Annotated in this window: 17 protein-coding genes; 7 read left to right on the top strand and 10 right to left on the bottom strand. The window is 71.4% G+C overall.

Features of this window, described 5'->3' with window-relative positions; genetic code table 11:
- Positions 1–8 precede the first annotated feature (8 nt).
- Positions 9–752 carry an amino acid ABC transporter ATP-binding protein gene (locus Pta02_RS00270; protein WP_275423540.1) on the top strand — a complete coding sequence of 248 codons (744 nt, stop codon included), beginning with the start codon at positions 9–11 and terminating at the stop codon, positions 750–752.
- 137 nt (positions 753–889) lie between these two features.
- On the opposite strand, the gene Pta02_RS00275 is transcribed toward Pta02_RS00270, so the two are convergent.
- Complete coding sequence (locus tag Pta02_RS00275; RefSeq protein ID WP_203872554.1) at positions 890–2,419, bottom strand: APC family permease; 1,530 nt, start codon at positions 2,417–2,419, stop codon at positions 890–892.
- Positions 2,420–2,531: 112 nt separating this feature from the next.
- A complete protein-coding gene (locus tag Pta02_RS00280) occupies positions 2,532–3,833 on the bottom strand; it encodes an MATE family efflux transporter (protein ID WP_203872555.1) in 1,302 nt (433 codons plus the stop codon).
- Between the two features lie 414 nt (positions 3,834–4,247).
- Here Pta02_RS00280 and Pta02_RS00285 point away from each other — a divergent pair, with 414 nt between their 5' ends.
- Entirely contained in the window at positions 4,248–6,881 is a 2,634-nt protein-coding gene (locus tag Pta02_RS00285; protein WP_203872556.1) for a replicative DNA helicase, read from the top strand.
- 335 nt (positions 6,882–7,216) lie between these two features.
- On the opposite strand, the gene Pta02_RS00290 is transcribed toward Pta02_RS00285, so the two are convergent.
- From Pta02_RS00290 to Pta02_RS00300, 3 genes are all read right to left on the bottom strand, one after another.
- The gene (locus Pta02_RS00290) at positions 7,217–7,948 is read right to left on the bottom strand and encodes an anti-sigma factor family protein (RefSeq protein ID WP_203872557.1); all 732 of its coding nucleotides are present in this window, start codon (positions 7,946–7,948) and stop codon (positions 7,217–7,219) included.
- Entirely contained in the window at positions 7,945–8,523 is a 579-nt protein-coding gene (locus tag Pta02_RS00295; protein WP_239129160.1) for a sigma-70 family RNA polymerase sigma factor, read from the bottom strand. The genes Pta02_RS00290 and Pta02_RS00295 overlap by 4 nt, the downstream gene beginning before the upstream one ends.
- A 220-nt stretch (positions 8,524–8,743) precedes the next feature.
- Positions 8,744–9,481, bottom strand: a complete 738-nt coding sequence (locus tag Pta02_RS00300; RefSeq protein WP_203872558.1) for a phosphodiesterase — start codon at positions 9,479–9,481, stop codon at positions 8,744–8,746.
- Positions 9,482–9,621: 140 nt separating this feature from the next.
- On the opposite strand from Pta02_RS00300, the gene Pta02_RS00305 reads away from it, so the two are divergent.
- Positions 9,622–10,833, top strand: a complete 1,212-nt coding sequence (locus Pta02_RS00305; RefSeq protein WP_203872559.1) for a DUF5685 family protein — start codon at positions 9,622–9,624, stop codon at positions 10,831–10,833.
- A gap of 105 nt (positions 10,834–10,938) precedes the next feature.
- Here Pta02_RS00305 and Pta02_RS00310 read toward each other — a convergent pair whose 3' ends face one another.
- The gene (locus Pta02_RS00310) at positions 10,939–11,874 is read right to left on the bottom strand and encodes an NADP-dependent oxidoreductase (RefSeq protein WP_203872560.1); all 936 of its coding nucleotides are present in this window, start codon (positions 11,872–11,874) and stop codon (positions 10,939–10,941) included.
- 106 nt (positions 11,875–11,980) lie between these two features.
- Here Pta02_RS00310 and Pta02_RS00315 point away from each other — a divergent pair, with 106 nt between their 5' ends.
- Positions 11,981–12,388 carry a winged helix-turn-helix transcriptional regulator gene (locus Pta02_RS00315; RefSeq protein WP_203872561.1) on the top strand — a complete coding sequence of 136 codons (408 nt, stop codon included), beginning with the start codon at positions 11,981–11,983 and terminating at the stop codon, positions 12,386–12,388.
- 49 nt (positions 12,389–12,437) lie between these two features.
- Here the strand turns inward: Pta02_RS00315 and Pta02_RS00320 are convergent, their stop codons facing one another.
- Complete coding sequence (locus Pta02_RS00320; RefSeq protein WP_203872562.1) at positions 12,438–13,172, bottom strand: ABC transporter permease; 735 nt, start codon at positions 13,170–13,172, stop codon at positions 12,438–12,440.
- Entirely contained in the window at positions 13,169–14,080 is a 912-nt protein-coding gene (locus Pta02_RS00325) for an ABC transporter ATP-binding protein (RefSeq protein ID WP_203872563.1), read from the bottom strand. The genes Pta02_RS00320 and Pta02_RS00325 overlap by 4 nt, the downstream gene beginning before the upstream one ends.
- 156 nt (positions 14,081–14,236) lie before the next feature.
- Between Pta02_RS00325 and Pta02_RS00330 the strand changes: the two genes are divergently transcribed.
- Positions 14,237–15,763, top strand: a complete 1,527-nt coding sequence (locus Pta02_RS00330) for a sensor histidine kinase (protein ID WP_203872564.1) — start codon at positions 14,237–14,239, stop codon at positions 15,761–15,763.
- A 25-nt stretch (positions 15,764–15,788) separates the two neighbouring features.
- Entirely contained in the window at positions 15,789–16,448 is a 660-nt protein-coding gene (locus Pta02_RS00335; RefSeq protein ID WP_203872565.1) for a response regulator transcription factor, read from the top strand.
- Positions 16,449–16,497: 49 nt separating this feature from the next.
- Here Pta02_RS00335 and Pta02_RS00340 read toward each other — a convergent pair whose 3' ends face one another.
- The gene (locus Pta02_RS00340; RefSeq protein ID WP_203872566.1) at positions 16,498–18,108 is read right to left on the bottom strand and encodes a methyl-accepting chemotaxis protein; all 1,611 of its coding nucleotides are present in this window, start codon (positions 18,106–18,108) and stop codon (positions 16,498–16,500) included.
- 199 nt (positions 18,109–18,307) lie between these two features.
- On the opposite strand from Pta02_RS00340, the gene dnaN reads away from it, so the two are divergent.
- Positions 18,308–19,405 carry a DNA polymerase III subunit beta gene (gene dnaN / locus Pta02_RS00345; RefSeq protein ID WP_203872567.1) on the top strand — a complete coding sequence of 366 codons (1,098 nt, stop codon included), beginning with the start codon at positions 18,308–18,310 and terminating at the stop codon, positions 19,403–19,405.
- Positions 19,406–19,441: 36 nt separating this feature from the next.
- Here the strand turns inward: dnaN and Pta02_RS00350 are convergent, their stop codons facing one another.
- Positions 19,442–20,131: a FadR/GntR family transcriptional regulator gene (locus Pta02_RS00350; protein ID WP_203872568.1), complete on the bottom strand. Its 690-nt coding sequence runs from the start codon at positions 20,129–20,131 to the stop codon at positions 19,442–19,444.
- Positions 20,132–20,240: the final 109 nt, after the last annotated feature.

A 20,240-nucleotide genomic window follows, 5' to 3' on the forward strand; every position in this document is an offset into this window, starting at 1 on the left:
GAGGGTCCGTGAGCCTGCTGCGCATCGAAGGCCTCTGGAAGGCCTACCACGACCACGCCGTGCTGCGCGGGATCGACCTGGAGGTCGCGGCCCACGAGGTGGTCTGCCTGATCGGGGCCTCCGGCTCGGGCAAGTCCACCCTGCTGCGCTGCGTGAACCTGCTGGAGACCGTCGACGACGGCACGATCCACCTGGACGGCGAGGAGATCACCGACGTCCGCGCCGACCCCGACGACGTGCGCAGGCGCATGGGCATCGTGTTCCAGGCCTTCAACCTGTTCCCGCACATGACCGTGCTGGACAACATCACTCTGGCCCCCCGCAAGGTGCACCGGGTCGGCCGGGCCGAGGCCGAGGAGCGGGCCCGCGAGCTGCTGGGCCGGTTCGGCCTGGCGGACAAGGCCGGCGCCTACCCCGACCGGCTCTCCGGCGGCCAGCAGCAGCGGGTGGCCATCATCCGGGCCATGGCCACCCGCCCGCGCCTGATGCTGCTGGACGAGGTCACCTCGGCGCTGGACCCGGAACTGGTCGCGGAGGTGCTCGGCGTCATCAGGGAGCTCAAGGAGAGCGGGATGACGATGATCCTGACCACCCACGAGATGGGCTTCTGCCGGGAGATCGCCGACACCGTCTGCTTCCTCGACGACGGCGTGCTCCTGGAGCGCGGCACCCCCGAGCAGATCTTCACCGATCCCCGGGAGCCCCGGACCCGCGAGTTCCTCAAGAGCGTGCTCGACGCCCGGAGGGTCTGACACCCCCGTACCGGGTGATCGGCCCCCGGTTGATCGACAGCCCGGAGACGAAGGCGAACGGCGGCGGCCGGTCCCGCCTGGACGTGCAGTGACGCCGTGGCCCCCGGCACCAGGGAGATCACCAGATCCGGGTTCCCTCAGCGGCGGTGCCGTCCCCGCAGGCCCGCCGGGGGTTCGAGCGGCGGCTGACCGCCCGCCAGGACGCTGTTGCGCCTGCCGTACAGCAGGTAGACCAGCACGCCGAAGGCCATCCAGGCGATGAAGTACAGCCAGGTGATGACCTGGAGGTTCACCATGAGCCACAGGCTCGCCATGATCGAGGCGATCGGCACGAAGGGGGACAGCGGGGTGCGGAAGCCCCGCGGCAGGTCGGGCATCGTCCGGCGCATCCGGATCACCCCGGCGCCCACCGCGACGAAGGCGAACAGGGTGCCGATGACGACCAGCGACTCCAGCGTGAGCACCGGGACGAACTCGGCCAGCAGGATCGCCGTGCCGCCGATCACCAGGGTGGCCCTGGTCGGGCTGTGGTAGCTGCGGTTGATCTTCGCCAGCGGGCGGGGGAACAGCCCGTCGCGGGCCATGGAGAAGATCACCCGGGTCAGGCCGACGAGCAGCACCAGGACGACCGTGGTGAGGCCCAGGACCGCGCCGATGTTGATGATGTGCACCATGAAGCCCTCGCCCGCCCGGCGGAAGGCGCTGGCGAGCGGGGCGGCCGCGTCGATCTTGTCGTAGGAGGTCATGCCGACCATCACCACCGCGACCGTGATGTAGATGACCGTGGTGGCCACCAGGCTGCGGATGATGCCCCGCGGGACCGACCGGGGCGCGTCCTCGGCCTCCTCGGCGGCGGTGGCCACGACGTCGAAGCCGATGTAGGCGAAGGTGATCGTGGCGGCGGCGGCGAAGATGCCGAACCAGCCGAACGCCGTGCTCTGGCCGAAGACCAGCCCGAGCAGCGGGGAGTCCAGGGTGCCCCCGGCCGTCTTGATCGGGGTGGACGGGGCCGGGATGGCCGCGAGGTTGGCCTGGTCGAAGTGGGTGGCGCCGACGACGATGACCGCGCCGATGGCCACCAGCTTCGCGATCACGATGATCCACAGGGTCCGCAGGCCGATCCGGGCGCCGAGCGCCACCACCCCCGTCAGCAGGACCAGGATGAGCAGGGTGAAGAGGTCGAACCCCTCCGGCTGGCCGACGACCCCGGAGAGCGGTTCGGGGAGCCGTACGCCGAAGTCCCCGAGCATCTGGGCGGCGTAGAGGGACCAGACCCGGGCGACCACCGCGGCGGCCAGGAGCAGCTCCATCACCAGCGCCCAGCCGACGATCCAGGCCCAGACCTCGCCGAAGATGACGTAGGTGAAGGTGTAGGCGCTGCCCGAGGCCGGCATCGCCGAGGACAGCTCCGCGATGCAGAAGGCCACGAGCAGGCTCGTGATCCCGGCGATCATGAAGGAGAGGATCACGCCCGGTCCGGCCATGGTGGCCGCCTGCCGGCCGGCGAGGCTGAAGATGCCCGCGCCGATCATGACGCCGATGCCCAGGACGACGAGGTCGGTCTGGCCGTAGGCCTTGGGCAGCCCGTGGCGCGCGCCGGTCCAGCGCCCGGTCGCCTCACTGGGGTGCAGACGGCGCGTGATGGACGGAGAGTGACCCTCGGGCACGATGCGGCCAATCGTGAAAAGGCAACACCTTCGTTGCCGGACCCGACTCACAGTGCCTCAGGGGGTCACGATGGAACAAGAGGTAAGCGATTACGTGGTGGACACCTCCGGGTCACGCCCCGATCACCAACCACTTGCCGCCGTCCGCGCGCAGCCCCAGGGTCACCATGCGCGCCGCCATCCACACCCCGAGCGCCACCCAGAGCATGACCAGGCCGCCACCGGCGGTAACCACCAGTAACACCGCGGGCAGGAACGCCAGCGTCGTCCACACCCCCGCCCAGGCGAGATAGCCCTGGTCCCCGGCCCCGATCAGCACTCCGTCGAGGACGAACACCACCCCGGCGACCGGTTGCAGGAGCGCCACCACCCACAACGCGGCCGACAGCTCCCCGGCGACGACCGCGTCCGCGTTGAACAGGGCGGGCAGGAACGGCCCGATCATGAGCACCAGGAGGCCCAGGACCACACCCGAGCCGATTCCCCACACGACCATCCTGCGGGTCGCGGCCCGCGCGCCCGCCGCGTCGCCGGCGCCCAGGGCGTGACCGGTGATGGCCTGCCCGGCGATGGCGATCGCGTCCAGGGCGAAGGCCAGCAGCGTCCAGACGCGCGAGACGATCGTGTGGGCCTCGATCTGCTGGTCGCCCATCCGGGTGGCCACGGTCGTCGCGATGATCAGTACGGCCTGCAGGCACGCCGTACGGACGACCAGGGCGATCCCCGCCGACCCCGCGGCCCTGATCCCGGTCGGATCCGGACGGAACGGGGCCCGGTGGCGGGCGAACATCATCGTCAGATAGACCCCGGCGGCGAGGGTCTGGGCCATGACGGTGCCCCAGGCCGAACCGGCGATCCCCCAGCCCAGCCAGAACACGAACGCCGCGTTGAGCACGGCGTTGACCACGAACGCCCCCACGGAGACCAGCAGCGGCGTCACGGTGTCCTGCATGCCGCGCAGCACCCCCGTACCGGCCAGCACCAGCAACATCGACGGCACGCCCAGCAGGCTGATCCGCAGATAGGTCACCGCCTGCCGGGCCAGCTCGCCCTCGGCGCCGACGAGCTGGACGAGGTACGGCGCCAGCGGCCACACCACCACGATCACCGCCAGCCCGACGCCGGCCGCCAGCCACAGGCCGTCCATCCCCTGGCGGACCGCGCGCCGTCCGTCCCCGGCGCCGATCTGCCGGGCCACGGCCGCGGTGGTCCCGTAGGCGAGGAACACGCACAGGCCCACCAGGGCGCTCAGCACCGTGCTCGCCACCCCCAGCGCGCCCAGCGCGGGCGCGGGGAGATGGCTGACGATGACGGTGTCCGTCAGCAGGAACAGCGGTTCGGCGATCAGGGCTCCGAAGGCCGGTACGGCCAGCCGGAGGATCTGCCGGTCGCGAGCGCGGAGGGTAAGAGGCACACGTTAATTCTGCTTCTTACCGTTTCGGAAGCTCTCTTCGGGAGTGCGGACGACCGGGAACGCGGTCCGGGAACGGGGCCGGAGAGCCGGGAGCCGCGCCGGGAGGGCGAAAGGTACCGGATCGGGGAGACGGGCTCCCGCGCTATGCCGAACCGGTCTCGGCGTGTCGCGCGACTTTCTTTCCTCCACAGGCGGTGGATGAAGTTTTCCCTGCTGAGGCGGTTGTCACATCCTGTGGATAACTATTATCCACAGGACTGTCCACAACGTGTCCACCCCTCCTCCGGGGAACTCCACACGTTATCCACAGGGTTGTCGACAGGCTGCGTTGCCGCTCGTCCGGAGAGCGGCGAAACTGTCATACCGGTCGGCTACAAATGGGGGTGGCAGGACCGCGAAGGAAGGGGGTGCGCGGTGAGCATTGCGGAGCCACCGGTCTTCGAGTCGGGATTCGAGCGCACGCCGCCGAACAACATCGAGGCCGAGCAGTCCGTGCTCGGCGGCATGCTGCTGTCCAAGGACGCGATCGCCGACGTCGTCGAGATCGTGCGCTCCGACGACTTCTACCGCCCCGCCCACCAGCTGGTCTTCGAGATCGTCACCGAGCTCTACGGCCGCGGCGACCCCGCCGACGCCGTCACCGTCTTCAGCGAGCTGCAGAAGCGCGGCGAGGTCGCCAGGGTCGGCGGCGCCGCCTACCTCCACACGCTGACCGCCGTCGTGCCCACCGCCGCCAACGCGGGCTACTACGCGCGGATCGTCCGCGAGCAGGCCATCCTGCGCCGCCTCATCGAGGCCGGCACCCGCATCGTCTCCTACGGCTACGGCGGGCAGGACGAGGAGGTCGACGACCTCGTCGACCGGGCCCAGGCCGAGATCTACAAGGTCACCGAGCGCCGCACCTCCGAGGACTACGTCCCGCTGTCGGAGATCATGCCGGGCGCCCTGGACGAACTGGAGGCCATCGGCGGCCGGAGCGGCCAGATGGTCGGCGTCCCCACCGGCTTCCAGGACCTCGACGCCCTCACCAACGGCCTCCACCCCGGCCAGATGATCGTCGTCGCCGCCCGCCCGGCCATCGGCAAATCGACACTTGGACTCGATTTCGCCAGGTCTGCGGCGATCAAGCATGGCATGACCACCGTCGTGTTCTCGCTGGAGATGTCCAGGAACGAGATCACGATGCGACTGCTGTCGGCCGAGGCCAGGGTGGCGCTGCACGCCATGCGGTCGGGGTCGATGACCGACGACGACTGGGCCAAGCTCGCCCGGCGGATGGGCGAGGTGGCCGAGGCCCCGCTCTACATCGACGACTCGCCGAACATGTCGATGATGGAGATCCGGGCCAAGTGCCGCCGCCTGAAGCAACGGCACGACCTGCGCTTCGTCATCATCGACTACCTCCAGCTGATGTCGTCGCCGAAGAAGACCGAGAGCCGTCAGAACGAGGTCTCGGAGATCTCCCGTGCGATCAAGCTGCTCGCCAAGGAGCTGGAGGTCCCGGTCATCGCGATCTCCCAGCTGAACCGTGGCCCCGAGCAGCGAACGGACAAAAGGCCCATGGTCAGCGACCTTCGCGAGTCGGGATGCCTCACTGCCGACACGCGGATTCTGCGTGCCGACACGGGGGCGGAGGTCTCCCTGGGGGAACTGCTGGAGAGCGGAGAGCGAGATGTCCCCGTGTGGTCTCTCGACGAGAGACTGCGTCTCATTCCCCGGACCATGACGCACGTGTTCCCGAGCGGGACCAAGGAAGTCTTCCGGCTGAAGTTGAAGTCCGGCCGTGAGATCAATGCGACGGCGAATCACCCGTTCATGACCTATGACGGCTGGCGTCCGCTGGGCGAGCTTCACGAAGGGGTTCGGCTGGCGGTTCCGCGTCACGTTCCGGCGCCGGAACGACTGAATGGCCTTCCCGAGGATGAGATCGTCCTGCTGGCGCACATGATCGGCGACGGTTCCTGCCTGGAGAGGCAGCCGATCCGTTATGAGAGCAAGGACGAGGCCTGCCTTGAGGCGATGACGGAGGCGACCAGGCACTTCGGCGTCACGGCGATCCGGGACGAATACGAGGCGGCGAGGGTGACGACCCTGCGGCTGCCTGCGCCGTACCGCCTGACTCACGGCAAGCGGAACCCCATCGCGGCATGGATGGACTCCCTGGGGCTCTTCGGCATGCGGAGCCATGAGAAGTTCGTCCCCGAGAGGGTCTTCTCGCTGCCGAAGGCGCAGACCAGCCTGTTCCTGAAGCATCTCTGGGCCACGGACGGTTGCGTCTGGTGGGATGAGAGAAACGGCCGGGCGCGGATCTATTACGCATCGACCAGCCGGCGGTTGATCGACGATGTGGCCCGGCTCCTGCTGCGTTTCAACGTGATGACCCGGATCAAGGAAGTTCGCAAGGGGGACTGTCGTCCGGGCTACCAGCTGTTCATCTACGGTGCGGAGAACCAGCTCCGGTTCCTCGATGAGATCGGGGTGCACGGTGAGCGGTCGGTCCAGGCGGAGCGCTGCACGTCGGAACTGCGCCTGCTCAAGGGGAACACCAACGTGGACACCGTTCCTCGCGAGGTGTGGACGAGAGTCCGTACGGCGCTCTCGGAGAGGGACATGACCCACCGGGAGTTCTCGGCGGAGTTGGGCACCCAGTTCTGCGGGAACGCCCTGTGGAAGCGCGCTCCCAGCCGTGAACGGCTCGGGAGGGTCGCGGCGATCCTGGATGACGCCGAGCTGGAGATGCTGGCCACCAATGATGTCTTCTGGGATGAGGTCGTATCCATCGAGAGCCGGGGAGAACAGCCCGTCTACGACGCCACTGTTCTCGGCACTCACAACTTCGTGGCAAACGGAATAAGTGTCCACAATTCGATCGAGCAGGATGCGGACATGGTCATCCTGCTTCACCGGGAGGACGCCTATGAGCGGGAGTCCCCCCGGGCCGGTGAGGCCGACCTGATCGTGGCCAAGCACCGTAACGGGCCCACCGCCACGGTGACCGTGGCCTTCCAGGGTCACTACAGCCGCTTCGTCGACATGGCCACCCACTGAGCCTCCGGGCCGGTGGTCCACGGCAGGGCGCCCGCCGTACGGGATGGGGATTCCGTACGGCGGGCGCCGTCGTTTCAGGGAGTCTGCGTGGCCCTCGCACGCGGACGCCGTGAAGCGTTCCGGGGGTGCGGCCGATCGTGCGCTCTCCCGTCGGGGTGCCGGTCGTGTCCGCCGTCCGGTTGTACGGGGGGCAGCCGGGAGGGGTTCAACCGGCGAATCCGTATATTTACTCACTCGGAGGGCGCGGCGCTCCCGGCCCGGCCCCGGCCCGGCCCCGGCCCGGCCCGGTCCGGCTCGATCGTCGGCCGGTCCGGGCACGGAGCCCCCGGGCGGGGTCAGACCTCGAAGGTGATGAGTGTCCGGCCGTCGTTCGCGATGACCTCGAAGCGGTCGATGTCGGCGGTCGGGAGCGCGGTCCCGCCGTGGATGTAGAGCGGTTCGGGGTAGGTGGGCACCCCGTAGCCCTTGGTCGGCACGGACCAGCCGGCGATGACCTTGCGCTCGCCCGTCTCGGAGACGGCGACCAGTTCGCACTCCAGCGGGCCCTTGATGCCCTTGAGCTCCATCGCGGCGTGGGTGCCCCACTCCTTGGCCTCCAGCACCAGGCCGCCGGAGACGCCGGGGGCGCCGTCGCCCGCGACGGGCGTGCCCCGGTGATAGAACTCCTCGGCGGGACCCCGCTCGGAGTCGTCGTGGCCGGGGTGCGTGATCGGGACGGCCACCCGGTCGCCGCCGATCGCGGCGCCCGCCACGACCCCGCCGGAGACCAGGGCCACGGCGGCGGCCACGGCCGTCACGAGCGTGCCCCGGCGGGTGCGGCGGTCGGCGGCCCTCTCCCGCCGGACCATGTCGATGACCGTGGCGGGGACCGGGCCGGTGCGGGTGCCGCGGTCGTCGCCGACGGGTTCGATCCCGTCGAGGATCACCGCCATCCCGGACAGTTCGGCCAGCTCGGCCGTACAGGAGGGGCAGCCGGCCAGGTGCGCGGCGAAGGCGCGCCTGTCGGGTTCCTCCAGCAGTCCCAGGGCGTAGGCGCCCACGTCGGTGTGCTCGACCTGCGGGCTCACGCCGTCACCCCCCTCTCCTCCATCGCGACGCGCAAGGCGCGCAGAGCGTAGTAGACCCGGGATTTGACGGTGCCCACGGGGATGCCGAGGATCTCGGCGGCCTCGTTCACCGACCGGTCCTTCAGGATCGTCTCGTTCAGGATCTCGCGATGCGCGGGGGACAGGGAGCTGAGGGCGTCCGACACGACCACCTGGCGCAGGAGGTTCTCCATCTGGTCCGGCATCGGCACACTCTCCAGGGCCCCCTCGTCGGCCTCGTGGGGGCGTGCGTCCTTGCGGCGTCGGTCGTCGATCACGATACGTCGTGCGACGGTCGCCAGCCAGGGCATCAGGGAGGGAGCACCGGGATCGAGCCGGTCCGCGCCGCGCCAGGCGCGGATCATGGTCTCCTGGACCACGTCCTCGGCCCACTGCAGGTCCCCCCAGGTGAGCCGTGAGACGAAGGCGAGCAGCGGCCGGTGGTACTCGCGGTACAGCGCGGAGACGATCAGTTCGCCGTCCGGTTCGTCGGCCGGCCACAGGCGGCGCAGCCAGTTCTGCCGCCCCCGGGATCCGTGGTGGGAAGCGCTCGACATGGATTCCGCTCCGAGGGGGTCGGACGGAGGAGGGGGACAGGTGCTCTGCCGCATCATGGCCTGCGTCCTTCGATCCGCGACAACGCCCGGTGGCCCCGGGCCGGTGACCGCAGGGGTCGCCGGTGTGGGGGGCCGCCGGGCGATTCCGCCGTCGGCAGGCAGTACGGAGCCGGACCCGCGTGCGGTTCAACCGGGCCGGAAATCCACAGGTCCCGGCCGGTCAGAGGACCGGTCGCGTGTGGGTGGCGAGGCGGCCGCCGTCGACGACGTGCAGGGAGAACTGGGGCGGCATGTCGCGGTCGACCGGGATCCGCTGAGCCGTCTCCATGGGGGTGAGCGCGGTGTTGACGACGCCGGGGGCGACCAGCAGGGGGCGCCCGGCGAACCAGGTGCCGGCCGGGGTGTGGGCGTGCCCGGCCAGGACGGCGACGACCTGGGGATGGCGCTCCAGCACCGCCTCCAGCCGCTCGGGCTCGCGCAGGCCGATCCCGTCGACGTACGGGATGCCCAGGGCGGCGGCGGGGTGATGCATGCCCACGAGGGCGGGGACGCCGGGCGCGGCGGAGAGCACCGTGTCGAGCCAGGCGAGCGTCTCGTCCTCCAGCAGGCCCTCGGGCCGGCCGGGGATGCTGGAGTCGCACAGCGCGACGGTGAGCCCGTCGAGGTGCAGGACCTGGTTGACCGGGCCGTCGCCCTCGGCTCCGAGCAGGACCTTGCGGAAGGTCGCCCGGTCGTCGTGGTTGCCGGGGCACACGATCGTCGGGCGGCCGCAGTCCAGCAGTTCCCGGGCGATCTCGTACTCCTCGGCCGCGCCGTGGTCGGCGATGTCCCCGGTGACGATGACGGCGTCCAGCGGGCCGGGCATCCGGTCGAGGTGCCGCATGACGGCGCGGGTCCGTTCGGCGCTGCGGGGGGCGTCGTCGATGTGGGTGTCGCTCACGTGCGCCAGTGTCAGCATGCCCTCAGGGTGCCACGGCGCCCCGCGCGGCGTCAGGGCCGGGCGAGATTCCCCCAGGTCACCGCATAAAGTCTGCAAGTCATTCTTAAGTCGCGTATGGCACATTTGTCGCACCTGTACGGCGTAACTGCGGGGGGAAGATGTTCGGGATCGTTCGGCCGTGCCGCCACGGCATGTGCGGCAGCCATTTCGCGGCGTGGATGGCCCATCTGTGCGGGCTCTGCCTGGCGCTGCGCGACGAGCACGGTCACGCGGCCCGCCTGGTGACCAACTACGACGGGCTGCTGGTCTCGGTGCTGACCGAGGCGCAGTCCCCCGCGCTCTCCCCCCGCCGCAAGGCCGCCCCGTGCGCGCTGCGCGGGTTCTCCGGCGCGGAGGTGGTCGGCGCCCGGGCGGATGGGGTACGGCTGGCGGCGGCGACCTCGCTGATCCTGGCCTCGGGCAAGGTCCGCGACCACATCGCCGACGGCGACGGGATCTACGCGCGGCGGCCGGTCGCCGCGGTCGCGGGCCGGGTGGCCGGCCGCTGGGAGTCGGCCGGAGCCCGTACGGCCGCCGCCGTCGGGTTCGACCCCGCCGTGCTGACGGACGCGGTGGAGCGGCAGACCCGCCTGGAGACCGAGCGGGGCCTGACCCTGCTGGAACTGACCGCGCCGACCGAGGACGCCGTCGCCGCGGCGTTCGCGCACACCGCGATCCTCGCCGGCAAGCCGCACAACGCCGATCTCCTGGCCGAGGCCGGGCGCTGCTTCGGCCGGATCGCCCACCTGGTGGACGCCGTGGAGGACCTCGCCGAGGACCGCGCCACCGGCGCCTACAACCCGCTGCCCGCCACCGGGACGGACCTCGCCGAGGCCCGCCGCCTCTGCGACGACGCGCTGCTCGGCCTGCGCCTGGCCGTGGCCGACCTCGACCTGGAGGAGCGCGGCCTGGTGAAGGCGCTGATGGTGAAGGAGGTCCGCCGCTCGGTGGACCGGGTCTTCGGTCAGGAGACCTCGGCGGACCGGTGCCGCCCCCGGGAGGGCGCGGGCCCCGTCGCCCAGGGGACTCCGGCCCGGGGCCACGGGACTCCCACCCGGAGCCCGCACGACCCCGGCCCGGCCGGCCCCCGCGACCCCCGTCTGCAGCCGGAGCCCGGCTGCGGGCCCCGGCTCTGCTTCGCCCTCGGCTTCATGGCCTGCACCTGCGGGATCTACCGGCCGCCGTGGGACGAGGACCGCTACAAGTCCTGCGGGGAGCGCCTGGACTGCGGCGGCTGCGACATCTGCGGGCAGTGCTGCGACGCGTGCCGGGGCTGCTGCGAGGCGTGCTCGTGCTGCGGTGACGGCTGCGGCTGCGACTGCAACTGCTGACCCGGCCCGGCCGTCGACCCGGAACCCGGTTGTCGGTCCGGAGTTCGGCTATCGGCCCGGAGCCCGGCCGCCGATCCGCCGCCGGGTCCCGGGCGGTGTCCCCCGTCAGGGCCGCAGGACCAGGCGGCCGCGCAGGCCGCCCGCGGCCAGCCGCTCGTGAGCGGCCGCGGCCTCGGTGAGAGGCAGGGTGGCGGCCACCCGGGGGGTGAGCCGGCCCTCCCCGACGAGCCGGGACAGCTCGGCGAGCTGCGTCCCGTCCGCGCGGACCCAGACGTTGACCACCCGGATCCCCCGCAGGGGGACGGGGGCCGCGCCGCCGATCACGGCCACGAACGAGCCGCCGCCGCGCACCGCGGCCAGCGCGGGCAGGCCGAGGACGGCCGCGTCGATCGCCCCGTCCACCCCGCCGGGCACGAGCGCCCGCACGGCCTCGGCCGGTTCGGCCCCGCGGGGGACGAAGAACTCCGCTCCCAGCTTCCTGACCGGCTCCTCGTCCTGCGGGCCCGCCACGGCGACCACCCGCAGCCCCCGGGCCGCGGCCAGCTCGACGGCGTAGCCGCCCAGGCCGCCCGCGGCACCGGTCACCAGCAGCGTCTGCCCCTCCCGCAGATCGGCGAGGTCCAGGGCCTGGACGGCGGTCAGGCCGTTCAGCGGGATCGTCGCGGCCTCGGCCGGGGTGGCGCCGGAGGGGGCGGGGGCGACCGCGTCGGCGTCGAGGACGACCTGCTCGGCGTAACCGGCCAGTGAGACGTCGAGCCGGTCGCTGATCCCGATCACCCGCTCGCCCGGCGTGAAGGCGTCCACCCCCGGTCCCGTCTCCTCGACCACCCCGGCCACGTCCCAGCCGATGCCCTGGACCTCGCGGGCGGACATCAGCCCGAACCCGGCCAGCACGCCCGCCCGCGTGGCGAGGTCCACCGGGTTGACGCCCGCGGCCTCGACCCGGATCCGGACCTGACCGGGACCGGCCTGGGGGACCGGGACATCGGCGATCTCCAGTGCTTCAGGGCCGCCGAACGAACGGACCACTACGGCGCGCATCTCTACCTCCAAGTAACGGTGCGGTGGGATGCAACGAACTTACGAAGAGCTACTCTCTATGGGTAAGTACGCACTCCGAGGTGCGTACCGTACGCCGAGGAGCGTTATGGCCACGCGGACGGCGGCGCAGCGGCGGCAGGAGGCCCGCGCCGAATACGACGCCTTCCTGGCGGCCTGCCCGGCCAGGGACCTGCTGGAGACCATCAGCGACAAGTGGGTCAGCCTGCTGCTGACCGCCCTCGCCGACGGGCCCAGGCGCTACAGCGACCTGTCCCGCATCGTCGCCGGGGTCAGCCAGAAGATGCTCACGCAGAGCCTGCGCTCGATGGAGCGCGACGGTCTGGTCTCCCGTACGGTGACCGCGTCCGTCCCCGTCCGCGTCGACTACGCCCTCACCGGCCTGGGCGAGGATCTGCTCCCGCTGATGCGCGCCATCAAGGACTGGGCCGAGTCGCACATCGAACAGGTCGAGGCCGCCCGCGCGTCCTACGACGCACGGGCGGCGCAATCCTGATCGGCGCCTGCGGCGCGGGGGCGGCTCTCCGCCCCCGCCGAGGGCGCCGTCACTGCCAGCGGAACAGCCGGGCGGCCAGGGCGCCGGTGACCGCCAGGGTCGCCGCCATCACCACCAGGTTCAGCGTCTGCGGCGCGTGCCCCGCCCAGGTGTCCCGCAGGGCCTGGCCGAACGGCGCCAGCGGCAGGAAGTCGCCGATCTGCCGGGCCAGGTCGGGCATCAGTTCCCGGGGGATCCACATGCCCGCCATGAACATCAGCGGGAACATCAGGATCGAGCCGATGCCCGGCGCGGACTTGGCGGTGGGGGCCAGCGCGGCGATCAGCAGGCCCAGCCCGAACATCGAGGCGGTGCCGAGCAGGAACACGGCGGAGAAGGCCAGCGGGCTCTTGGGGAAGGGAGTGCCGTGGACGAGGTGGCCCAGCCCGATCAGCAGGGCCGTGGCGACCGCCGCGACCACGAGGTTGTTGACCAGCTGGGCGGCCAGCAGCCGGAGCGGGCTGACCGGGGTGGTGGACATCCGGCGCAGCACGCCGGTCTCGCGGTAGGCCGCCAGCGTGCCGGGCAGCACGGTCAGCGCCATCGTCACCACCGCCAGGATCGTCATCATCGCGGGCAGGTGGTTGTCGATCACCCGTTGGCCGCCCATCTCCGGGCTGATCTCCCGCATGTCCGGGATCATGCCCAGGACGAGCAGGAGGCCGAGGGGGAGCATGATCGCAAAGATCAGCGCGCCCGGCTCGCGGAGGAACAGCTTGGCCTCGGTCAGGATCATCTTGTTCATCGGGCGTCTCCATTGGTGATCTTCTTGCCGGTGAGGGCGAGGAACGCGTCGTCGAGGGTGACCTGCTCGACGCGGAGGTCGGCGGGGACGACCCCGGCCGCGGCCAGGGCGGTGGTGATCGCGAGCAGCAGGTTGCCGTCGCCGGTGACCTCGACCCGGTCGCCGTCGCGGTGCACCCCGGTCACCTCGGGGAGGGCCTTCAGCACGGTGTCGTCGAGCGGGCCGGAGGGCCGGAACCTGACGGTCTGCCGGTGCTCGATCCGGGAGATCAGCCCGGCCGGGCTGTCGACGGCGACCACCTTCCCGGAGTCGATCAGGGCGATCCGGTCGCAGAGCCGCTCGGCCTCCTCCATGAAGTGGGTGACCAGCACGATCGTCACGCCGTCCGCCCGGACCTGCTCGATGAGCTCCCAGGTGTCCCGGCGGGCCTGCGGGTCCAGGCCGGTGGTCAGCTCGTCGAGGATGGCCACGCGGGGGTTGCCGACCAGGGCCAGCGCGATGGACAGCCGCTGCTGCTGGCCGCCGGAGAGCTTGCCGTAGCGGGTGTTCCGCTTGTCGGCGAGCCCGACCCGCTCGATCAGCGCCATCGGGTCGACGGACGTCTTGTAGAAGGAGGCGTACAGGTCCAGCGCCTCCCAGACCTTGAGCCGCTCGGGCAGCGCGGAGCTCTGCAACTGCACGCCGAGCTTCTCCTTGAGCACCTCGCCGGTCAGGCCGCCGAGCACCTTCACGGTGCCGGTGTCGGGGGTGCGCAGGCCGGCGACGCACTCGACGGTGGTCGTCTTGCCGGCGCCGTTGGGGCCGAGAACGCCGAAGATCTCGCCCTCTTCGACGGTGAACGACACACCGTCCACCACGAACCGGTCGTTGTACCGCTTGCGGAGGTTGTCTACCTCGATCACCTTCATGGCAACGACGCTAGAAACCACGGCGATCGGGCGGAATCGACCTGGGTACCGAGCGGGGGTCGGCCCGGGCACCGGGCGGGGGTGTGGCTAGCTCCACCCCGATGGGGCGCGCGGCCCCACTGGGCAACGCGGGGGCCGGTCATCGAGACTCATGACATGAGGCGATACGCGGCGGCCACGGGCCGGTCCCTGGCCCTGGGGTTGCTGGCCCTGACGGACCTGTTCCTGGTGATCGTGACCCTGCCGATGATCCTGCTCTCGTTCACGATGGGGCTCGTCTTCTGCTTCCCCCCGGCGGTCGGGATGCTCCGGCGGCGTACGGCACTGGCCAGGAGGCTGAGCGGCAGGTGGCTCGGGCGCGAGATCGGGCCGTCCTACCTGCCGCCCCCGCCCCCGGTCCGGCGCCAGCCCGACGGGTGGTACCGCCATGAACGCCAGCTCTACAAGACACCCCGCGTGCCCGAGTGGAACAACCGCTGGAAGTGGATGTTCAGCGACCCGGCCACCTGGCGGGAGCTGGGCTGGGTCATCCTCAACCCGGTCCTGGGCGGCGCCCTGCTGCTGCCCCTCATCGCCGCCGCGTACGCCGTGGCCATGGCGTGGCAGGGGCATCCGGTGGCGCTGCTCCTGGGGGCGGTGGCCCTCGCCGCGATCGCCGAGACCCCCTGGCTGCTGCGCTTCTACGGCTGGTGGAACGAGCTGCTGCTCGGTCCCACGGCCAAGTCCCTGCTGGCGAGCCGGATCCACACGCTCGACCAGGCCCGCCTGGAGACGGTCGACTCGCAGGCCTCCGAACTGCGCCGGATCGAGCGCGACCTGCACGACGGGGCCCAGGCACGGCTGGTGGCCATCGGCATGACGCTCGGCGCCGTCGAGGCGCTGGTGCACACCGACCCCGAGGCGGCCAAGGCGCTGCTGGCCAAGGCGCGCGAGGCCTCCTCCACGGCGCTCACCGAACTGCGTGATCTGGTCCGGGGCATCCACCCGCCGGTGCTGTCCGAGCGCGGCCTGGGCGACGCCGTACGGGCCCTGGCCCTGGACAGCCCGCTGAAGGTCAAGGTCACCGTGGACCTGAAGACCCGTCCCGAGGCGCCCGTCGAGTCGGCCGCCTACTTCTCGATCAGCGAGCTGCTGACCAACGCGGTCCGGCACGGCGGCGCGGACCGCGTCTGGATCGACATCAGCAGCCGGCAGAAGAACCTGCGGATCACCGTCACCGACGACGGCTCCGGCGGGGCGGACCCGTCGCGGGGCAGCGGTCTGCGCGGCATCGAGCGGCGGCTGGCCGCCTTCGACGGGGTGCTGGCCGTCAGCAGCCCGCCGGACGGCCCGACGATCGCCACCATCGACCTGCCGCACGCGCTGGTCTGGGAGGAGGACTCCGAGACGACGGCGAAGATGCCCCGCTGGAAGTGGGCGATCGTCATCCTCGGCTACGGTCTCGCCTGGCTGCCCCTCTTCCCGCAGGGGATCGTCGCGGCGATCATGAAGATCTTCGATCCGGAGAACAAGAGCTGGTTCTACGTCCTCTACCTGCCCGAGCCGCTGCAGTGGCCGATGATCGTTTTCAACATCACTCTCGGCCTCGTCATGTACGGCGCGGCCATACTGATCCCGATCCAGCACTCCCGCCGGCGGTGGATGGCCGAGGCCACTCCGCGCCGCCTATGGTTGGACCGGTGATCTCCCGCACCGCCCGGCCGGGCCGATGAGCACCCGCGTCGTCATCGCCGAAGACCTCCACCTGCTCCGCGAGGGCCTGGTCCACCTGCTCCGGGCCCACGGCTTCGAGGTCGTGGCCGCCGTCGAGTCCGGGCCCGAGCTGCTGAAGGCGCTGACCGAGGAGCGGCCCGACGTGGCCGTGGTGGACGTACGGCTCCCGCCGACCTTCACCGACGAGGGCCTGCAGGCCTCGCTGGCCGCCCGCCGGGCGATCCCCGGCCTGCCCGTCCTGGTGCTCTCCCAGCACGTCGAGCAGCTCTACGCCCGCGAGCTGCTCGCCGACGGGTCCGGCGCGATCGGCTATCTCCTCAAGGACCGGGTGTTCAACAGCGAGCAGTTCGTCGACGCCGTGCGCCGGGTCGCCGCCGGGGGGACCGCGATGGACCCCGAGGTGATCGCCAAATTGCTGGCCAGCACCGCCCGGCACGAGCCGCTCGGGGCCCTGACGCCACGCGAGCGGGAGGTGCTGGAGCTGATGGCGGAGGGGCGCTCCAACACCGCCATCTCCCAGCGGCTCTTCCTCAGTGAGAGCGCGGTCGGCAAGCACACCGCCAGCATCTTCGGCAAGCTGGGCCTGTCCCCTTCCGACGACGACAACCGCCGCGTCCTGGCGGTCCTGGCCTACCTCAACGCCGCCCGGTCCTGAGCCGTCACGTCCTGAGCCGTCACGTCCTGAGCCGTCACGTCCTGAGCCGTCACGTCCTGAACCGGCCGGTGATCTCGCGGAGCCGGTCGGCGGTGGCCGACAGCTGCCGGACCGAGGCGGTGACGGCGTCGGTGGCGGCGGCCATGCGCTCGGTGGAGGCCATGTTGGCCCCGGCGAAGGAGCCGACCTCGTCGAGCGCCGTCCGCAGCGTCGTGGTGCCGCCGGCGATCCGCTCGAACGCCCCGCGGGCGTGCTGGTCGACGACCTGCACGGCCTCGGCGCTGGTCTGCTGGATCTCGCTCACCACGTCCGCGATCGACTGGGCGGCCTTGCTGCTCTCCTCGGCGAGCGTGCGCACCTCGCCGGCGACCACGGCGAAGCCGGAGCCGTGGACCCCGGCGCGGGCGGCCTCGATGGAGGCGTTGAGGGCCAGCAGGTTCGTCTGCCCGGCGATGCGGGCGATGGTCTCGACGATGTCGCCGATCCTGGCCGACTTCCCGTCGAGGTCGCGCATCACGTCCGCGAGCTGCTGCACGGTGCCGATGCCCTCGTCGACGAGGCCGGAGGTCTGCCGCGCGGCCCGCTGGGCCTCGTCGACGAGGCCGACCTGGCGCTGGGCGTTGCCGACGACCTCTCCCGCCGCGGTGCGCACGCCGTCGGAGACGCCGGACAGCTCGCGCGAGGCGGTGTCGAGCGCGCCCGCCGAGGAGCGCACCTGCCCGATCGAGTCGTTGAGGGTGGTGACCATGGCGGAGAACGCCTGGCCGAGCCGGTCGTCCTGCGACTTCGGCGCGGCGTCGACGGCCAGGTCGCCCTCGGCCATGCGCTGCGACACGCCCGCCATCGTGTTCAGGTACTCCACCATGCGCTCGAACGACGCCGCGACCTCGGAGATCTCGTCGTCGGAGGTCGTCTCGACACGCTGGTCCAGATCGCCGCGGGCGATGCCGTCGGCGGCGACGGACAGGCTCCGCAGGCCGGTGGAGATGCGCTGGGCCAGGATCCTGCGCACGGCCAGGGCGACCGCGACGGCCAGGATCAGCAGCACGCCCAGGACGGAGAACCCGATGATGACGTCGAGCCGGGCCTCGTCGCGGCTCTCGGCGGAGTCCTGCGCGTCCAGGGCCCGCAGGGTCTTCAGGCCGTCCTTGAGTCCGTCCCACAGCTCGCCGCCGGCGCCGGTGTCGAACGTGGCCCGGGCGGCGGCGATGTCACCCGCGTCGGCCAGCTCGGCCAGGGGGCCGGTGACGCGGACGTAGTCGTTCCAGTTCTTCTCGTAGCCGGTCAGCGCGGCGAGGTGCTCCTCGTCCAGCGCCAGCTTCCTGAGGCCGGCGAACAGGGACTTCATCTCGGCGTCCTCTTCGGCCATGGACTCGACCGTCGGGACCCGCTCCTCGTCGTCCGCGGGAAGCGCGAGGTACTCCCACTGCTCCTTGCGGTACTTGTTCATCAGCCCGTCGATCTCGCCGGTCAGCTCCGAGGCGGGCATGCCGGTCTCGGCGAAGTGGCTCACCGCGTTCGACGACTGCCACAGATACCACGCCGAGGTGACCGCGGGCAGCAGCAACAGGACCGTGACGACGGCGAAGCCGAAGTGCAGGGCCTTTCCGATGGTCATCCGCGCCAGCTTGCGGCGCATGGCGTTCATCCCGGTGTTCACCGTCGAAGCATCGGCGGGACCGCCGGGGAGCTGAGGGATACGGGAGGTGATGTTTCCCGGCGGCCGGTCGGCTCCAGGCGGCCCGTCTGCGCAGGGCGCTGGGCGGTTCGTCCGTCAGGGGCGCGGGCGAGCCTTATGTCGGTGCCACCGGTTACGGTTCTGGTGGAATGCGCCGTCCTCCTCCAGAAGGGATCTCCAGGTGAAGTTCCGGGTCAACCGCGATGTCCTGGCCGAGGCCGTGGCCTGGTCCGCTCGTGTGCTGCCGAGCCGTCCGACCGTCCCGGTGCTCTCCGGCCTGCTCCTGGAGACGGGCGAGGATCTCGTGCTGTCGGCCTTCGACTACGACGTCTCCGCCCGCGCGTCGGTGGAGGCCGACGTGGAGGACCCCGGACGGGTGCTGATCCCGGGCCGGATTCTGGCGGAGATCACGCGGAGCCTGCCCGACGAGCCCGTGGAGGTCGTCACGACCGGATCCGAGGCGGTGCTGACCTGCGGAAGCGCCGAGTTCGGCCTGCTGACCATGCCGGTGGAGGACTTCCCGACGCTGCCCGGGATGCCGCCCGTGATCGGCGCGGTCGGCGGCGGGGTCTTCGCCACGGCGGTCGGCCAGGTCGCCCCGGCCGCCAGCCGCGACGAGGCCCTGCCCATGCTGACCGCCGTCAGGATGGACGTCTCCGGCGACCGCGTGACCATGGCGGCGACCGACCGCTACCGCATCGCCTCCCGCGACTTCGAGTGGCGCCCCGAGCGGCCCGACGCCGCGGCCGCGGCCATGGTCCCGGCCCGGGTGCTGGTCGAGGTGGCCCGGTCGCTGCGCGGCGGCGAGGTGTCGGTGGCGCTGGGCGAGGGCATCGCCGGGTTCGAGAGCGTCGGCAGGAGCACCACGGTCCGCCTGCTCGACGAGCAGTTCATCGACTACCGCTCGCGGCTGTCCGGCGACTGGTCCATCCGGGCCGACCTGCAGACGGCCCCGTTCATCGAGGCGATCAAGCGGGTGGCGCTGGTCGCCGGGAGCAACACCGCGATCCGCCTGTCGTTCACCCAGGGCAGGGTGGTCCTCCAGGCGGGCGGGGGCGACATCGGCCGCGGAACCGAGGCCGTCGCCGCCCATCTGACCGGCGACGACATCGAGATCGCCTTCCAGGCCCAGTTCCTGCTGGACGGCCTGGCGGGGGTGCAGACCGAGCTGGTCCGCCTCAACATGGAGTCCTCCACCCGTCCGGCCCTCATCGCCGAGGTCCCCGGCGACGCCGGCCCCGCCTTCCGCTATCTCGTGATGTCGCTGCGCCAGACCTGAGGCGGGCGGGACACGGGGAGGGGCCGGCGCGCGAGGTCAGGAGGGCAGGTCCTGCGCGTCGGTCAGGGCGATCAGGATGTGCTCCATGCACGCGTGGCCGGCGCGCTCGGCGGCGCTCGCGTCACCGGCGGCGATGGCGCGGGCGATCGCGTCGTGCGGGATGTAGCTGCTGTTGAGCGAGGTGCCGGCGGCGGTGATGCTGGCGCGCAGGGCGGTCGAGAAGTCCTCGTAGAGATCGATCAGGACCCGGTTGTGGGTCGCGTGCACGACCGCCATGTGGAAGGCGAGGTCGGCCTCGACGAAGGTGCCGGGCTCGCCGAGCTCCCAGGCCTGCTCCCGGGCGGCCAGGGCGCTCTCGATGCGGGCGATGTCGTCGTCGGTGCGCCGGGTGGCGGCCAGCCGCGCGGCCTCGACCTCCAGCGCCCGCCGTACCTCCAGGATCTCCAGCTGCTCGGCGGTGCGCAGCCGCCGCTGCATGGCCCCCGACAGCTCGCTCGTGGCGCGGACGTAGGTCCCGTCACCCTGGCGGCACTCCAGCAGACCCGCGTGGGTGAGGGCCCGTACGGCCTCGCGGACGGTGTTGCGTCCGACCCCCAGCTGCTCGGCGAGCACCGTCTCGGTGGGGATCTTCGCGTTCATCTTCCAGGAGTTCGAAGTGATCTGCTCTTTGAGCTGATCGATCACCTGGTCGACGAGGGACGCTCGCTGCGCCGTACGCAGACTCACAGTCCGCCTCCTCTGGGGAACCAATCATCCTATGAGTCAATGACTGATAGACCCTAATTATTCCAGAGGCATAAAACCAAATCCGGAGCTCCAGGAGCAAGGAAAGTCT

Source organism: Paraplanobispora takensis, from assembly GCF_016863195.1.
GTDB lineage: Bacteria > Actinomycetota > Actinomycetes > Streptosporangiales > Streptosporangiaceae > Planobispora > Planobispora takensis.

What these genes read in the sequence shown, in the direction of transcription:
- Pta02_RS00295 (WP_239129160.1), bottom strand. Translation starts at nt 8,523, where the DNA reads ATGTCGAGCGCTTCCCACCACGGATCCCGGGGGCGGCAGAACTGGCTG.
- Pta02_RS00300 (WP_203872558.1), bottom strand. Translation starts at nt 9,481, where the DNA reads ATGCTGACACTGGCGCACGTGAGCGACACCCACATCGACGACGCCCCC.
- Pta02_RS00305 (WP_203872559.1), top strand. Translation starts at nt 9,622, where the DNA reads ATGTTCGGGATCGTTCGGCCGTGCCGCCACGGCATGTGCGGCAGCCAT.
- Pta02_RS00310 (WP_203872560.1), bottom strand. Translation starts at nt 11,874, where the DNA reads ATGCGCGCCGTAGTGGTCCGTTCGTTCGGCGGCCCTGAAGCACTGGAG.
- Pta02_RS00315 (WP_203872561.1), top strand. Translation starts at nt 11,981, where the DNA reads ATGGCCACGCGGACGGCGGCGCAGCGGCGGCAGGAGGCCCGCGCCGAA.
- Pta02_RS00320 (WP_203872562.1), bottom strand. Translation starts at nt 13,172, where the DNA reads ATGAACAAGATGATCCTGACCGAGGCCAAGCTGTTCCTCCGCGAGCCG.
- Pta02_RS00325 (WP_203872563.1), bottom strand. Translation starts at nt 14,080, where the DNA reads ATGAAGGTGATCGAGGTAGACAACCTCCGCAAGCGGTACAACGACCGG.
- Pta02_RS00330 (WP_203872564.1), top strand. Translation starts at nt 14,237, where the DNA reads ATGAGGCGATACGCGGCGGCCACGGGCCGGTCCCTGGCCCTGGGGTTG.
- Pta02_RS00335 (WP_203872565.1), top strand. Translation starts at nt 15,789, where the DNA reads ATGAGCACCCGCGTCGTCATCGCCGAAGACCTCCACCTGCTCCGCGAG.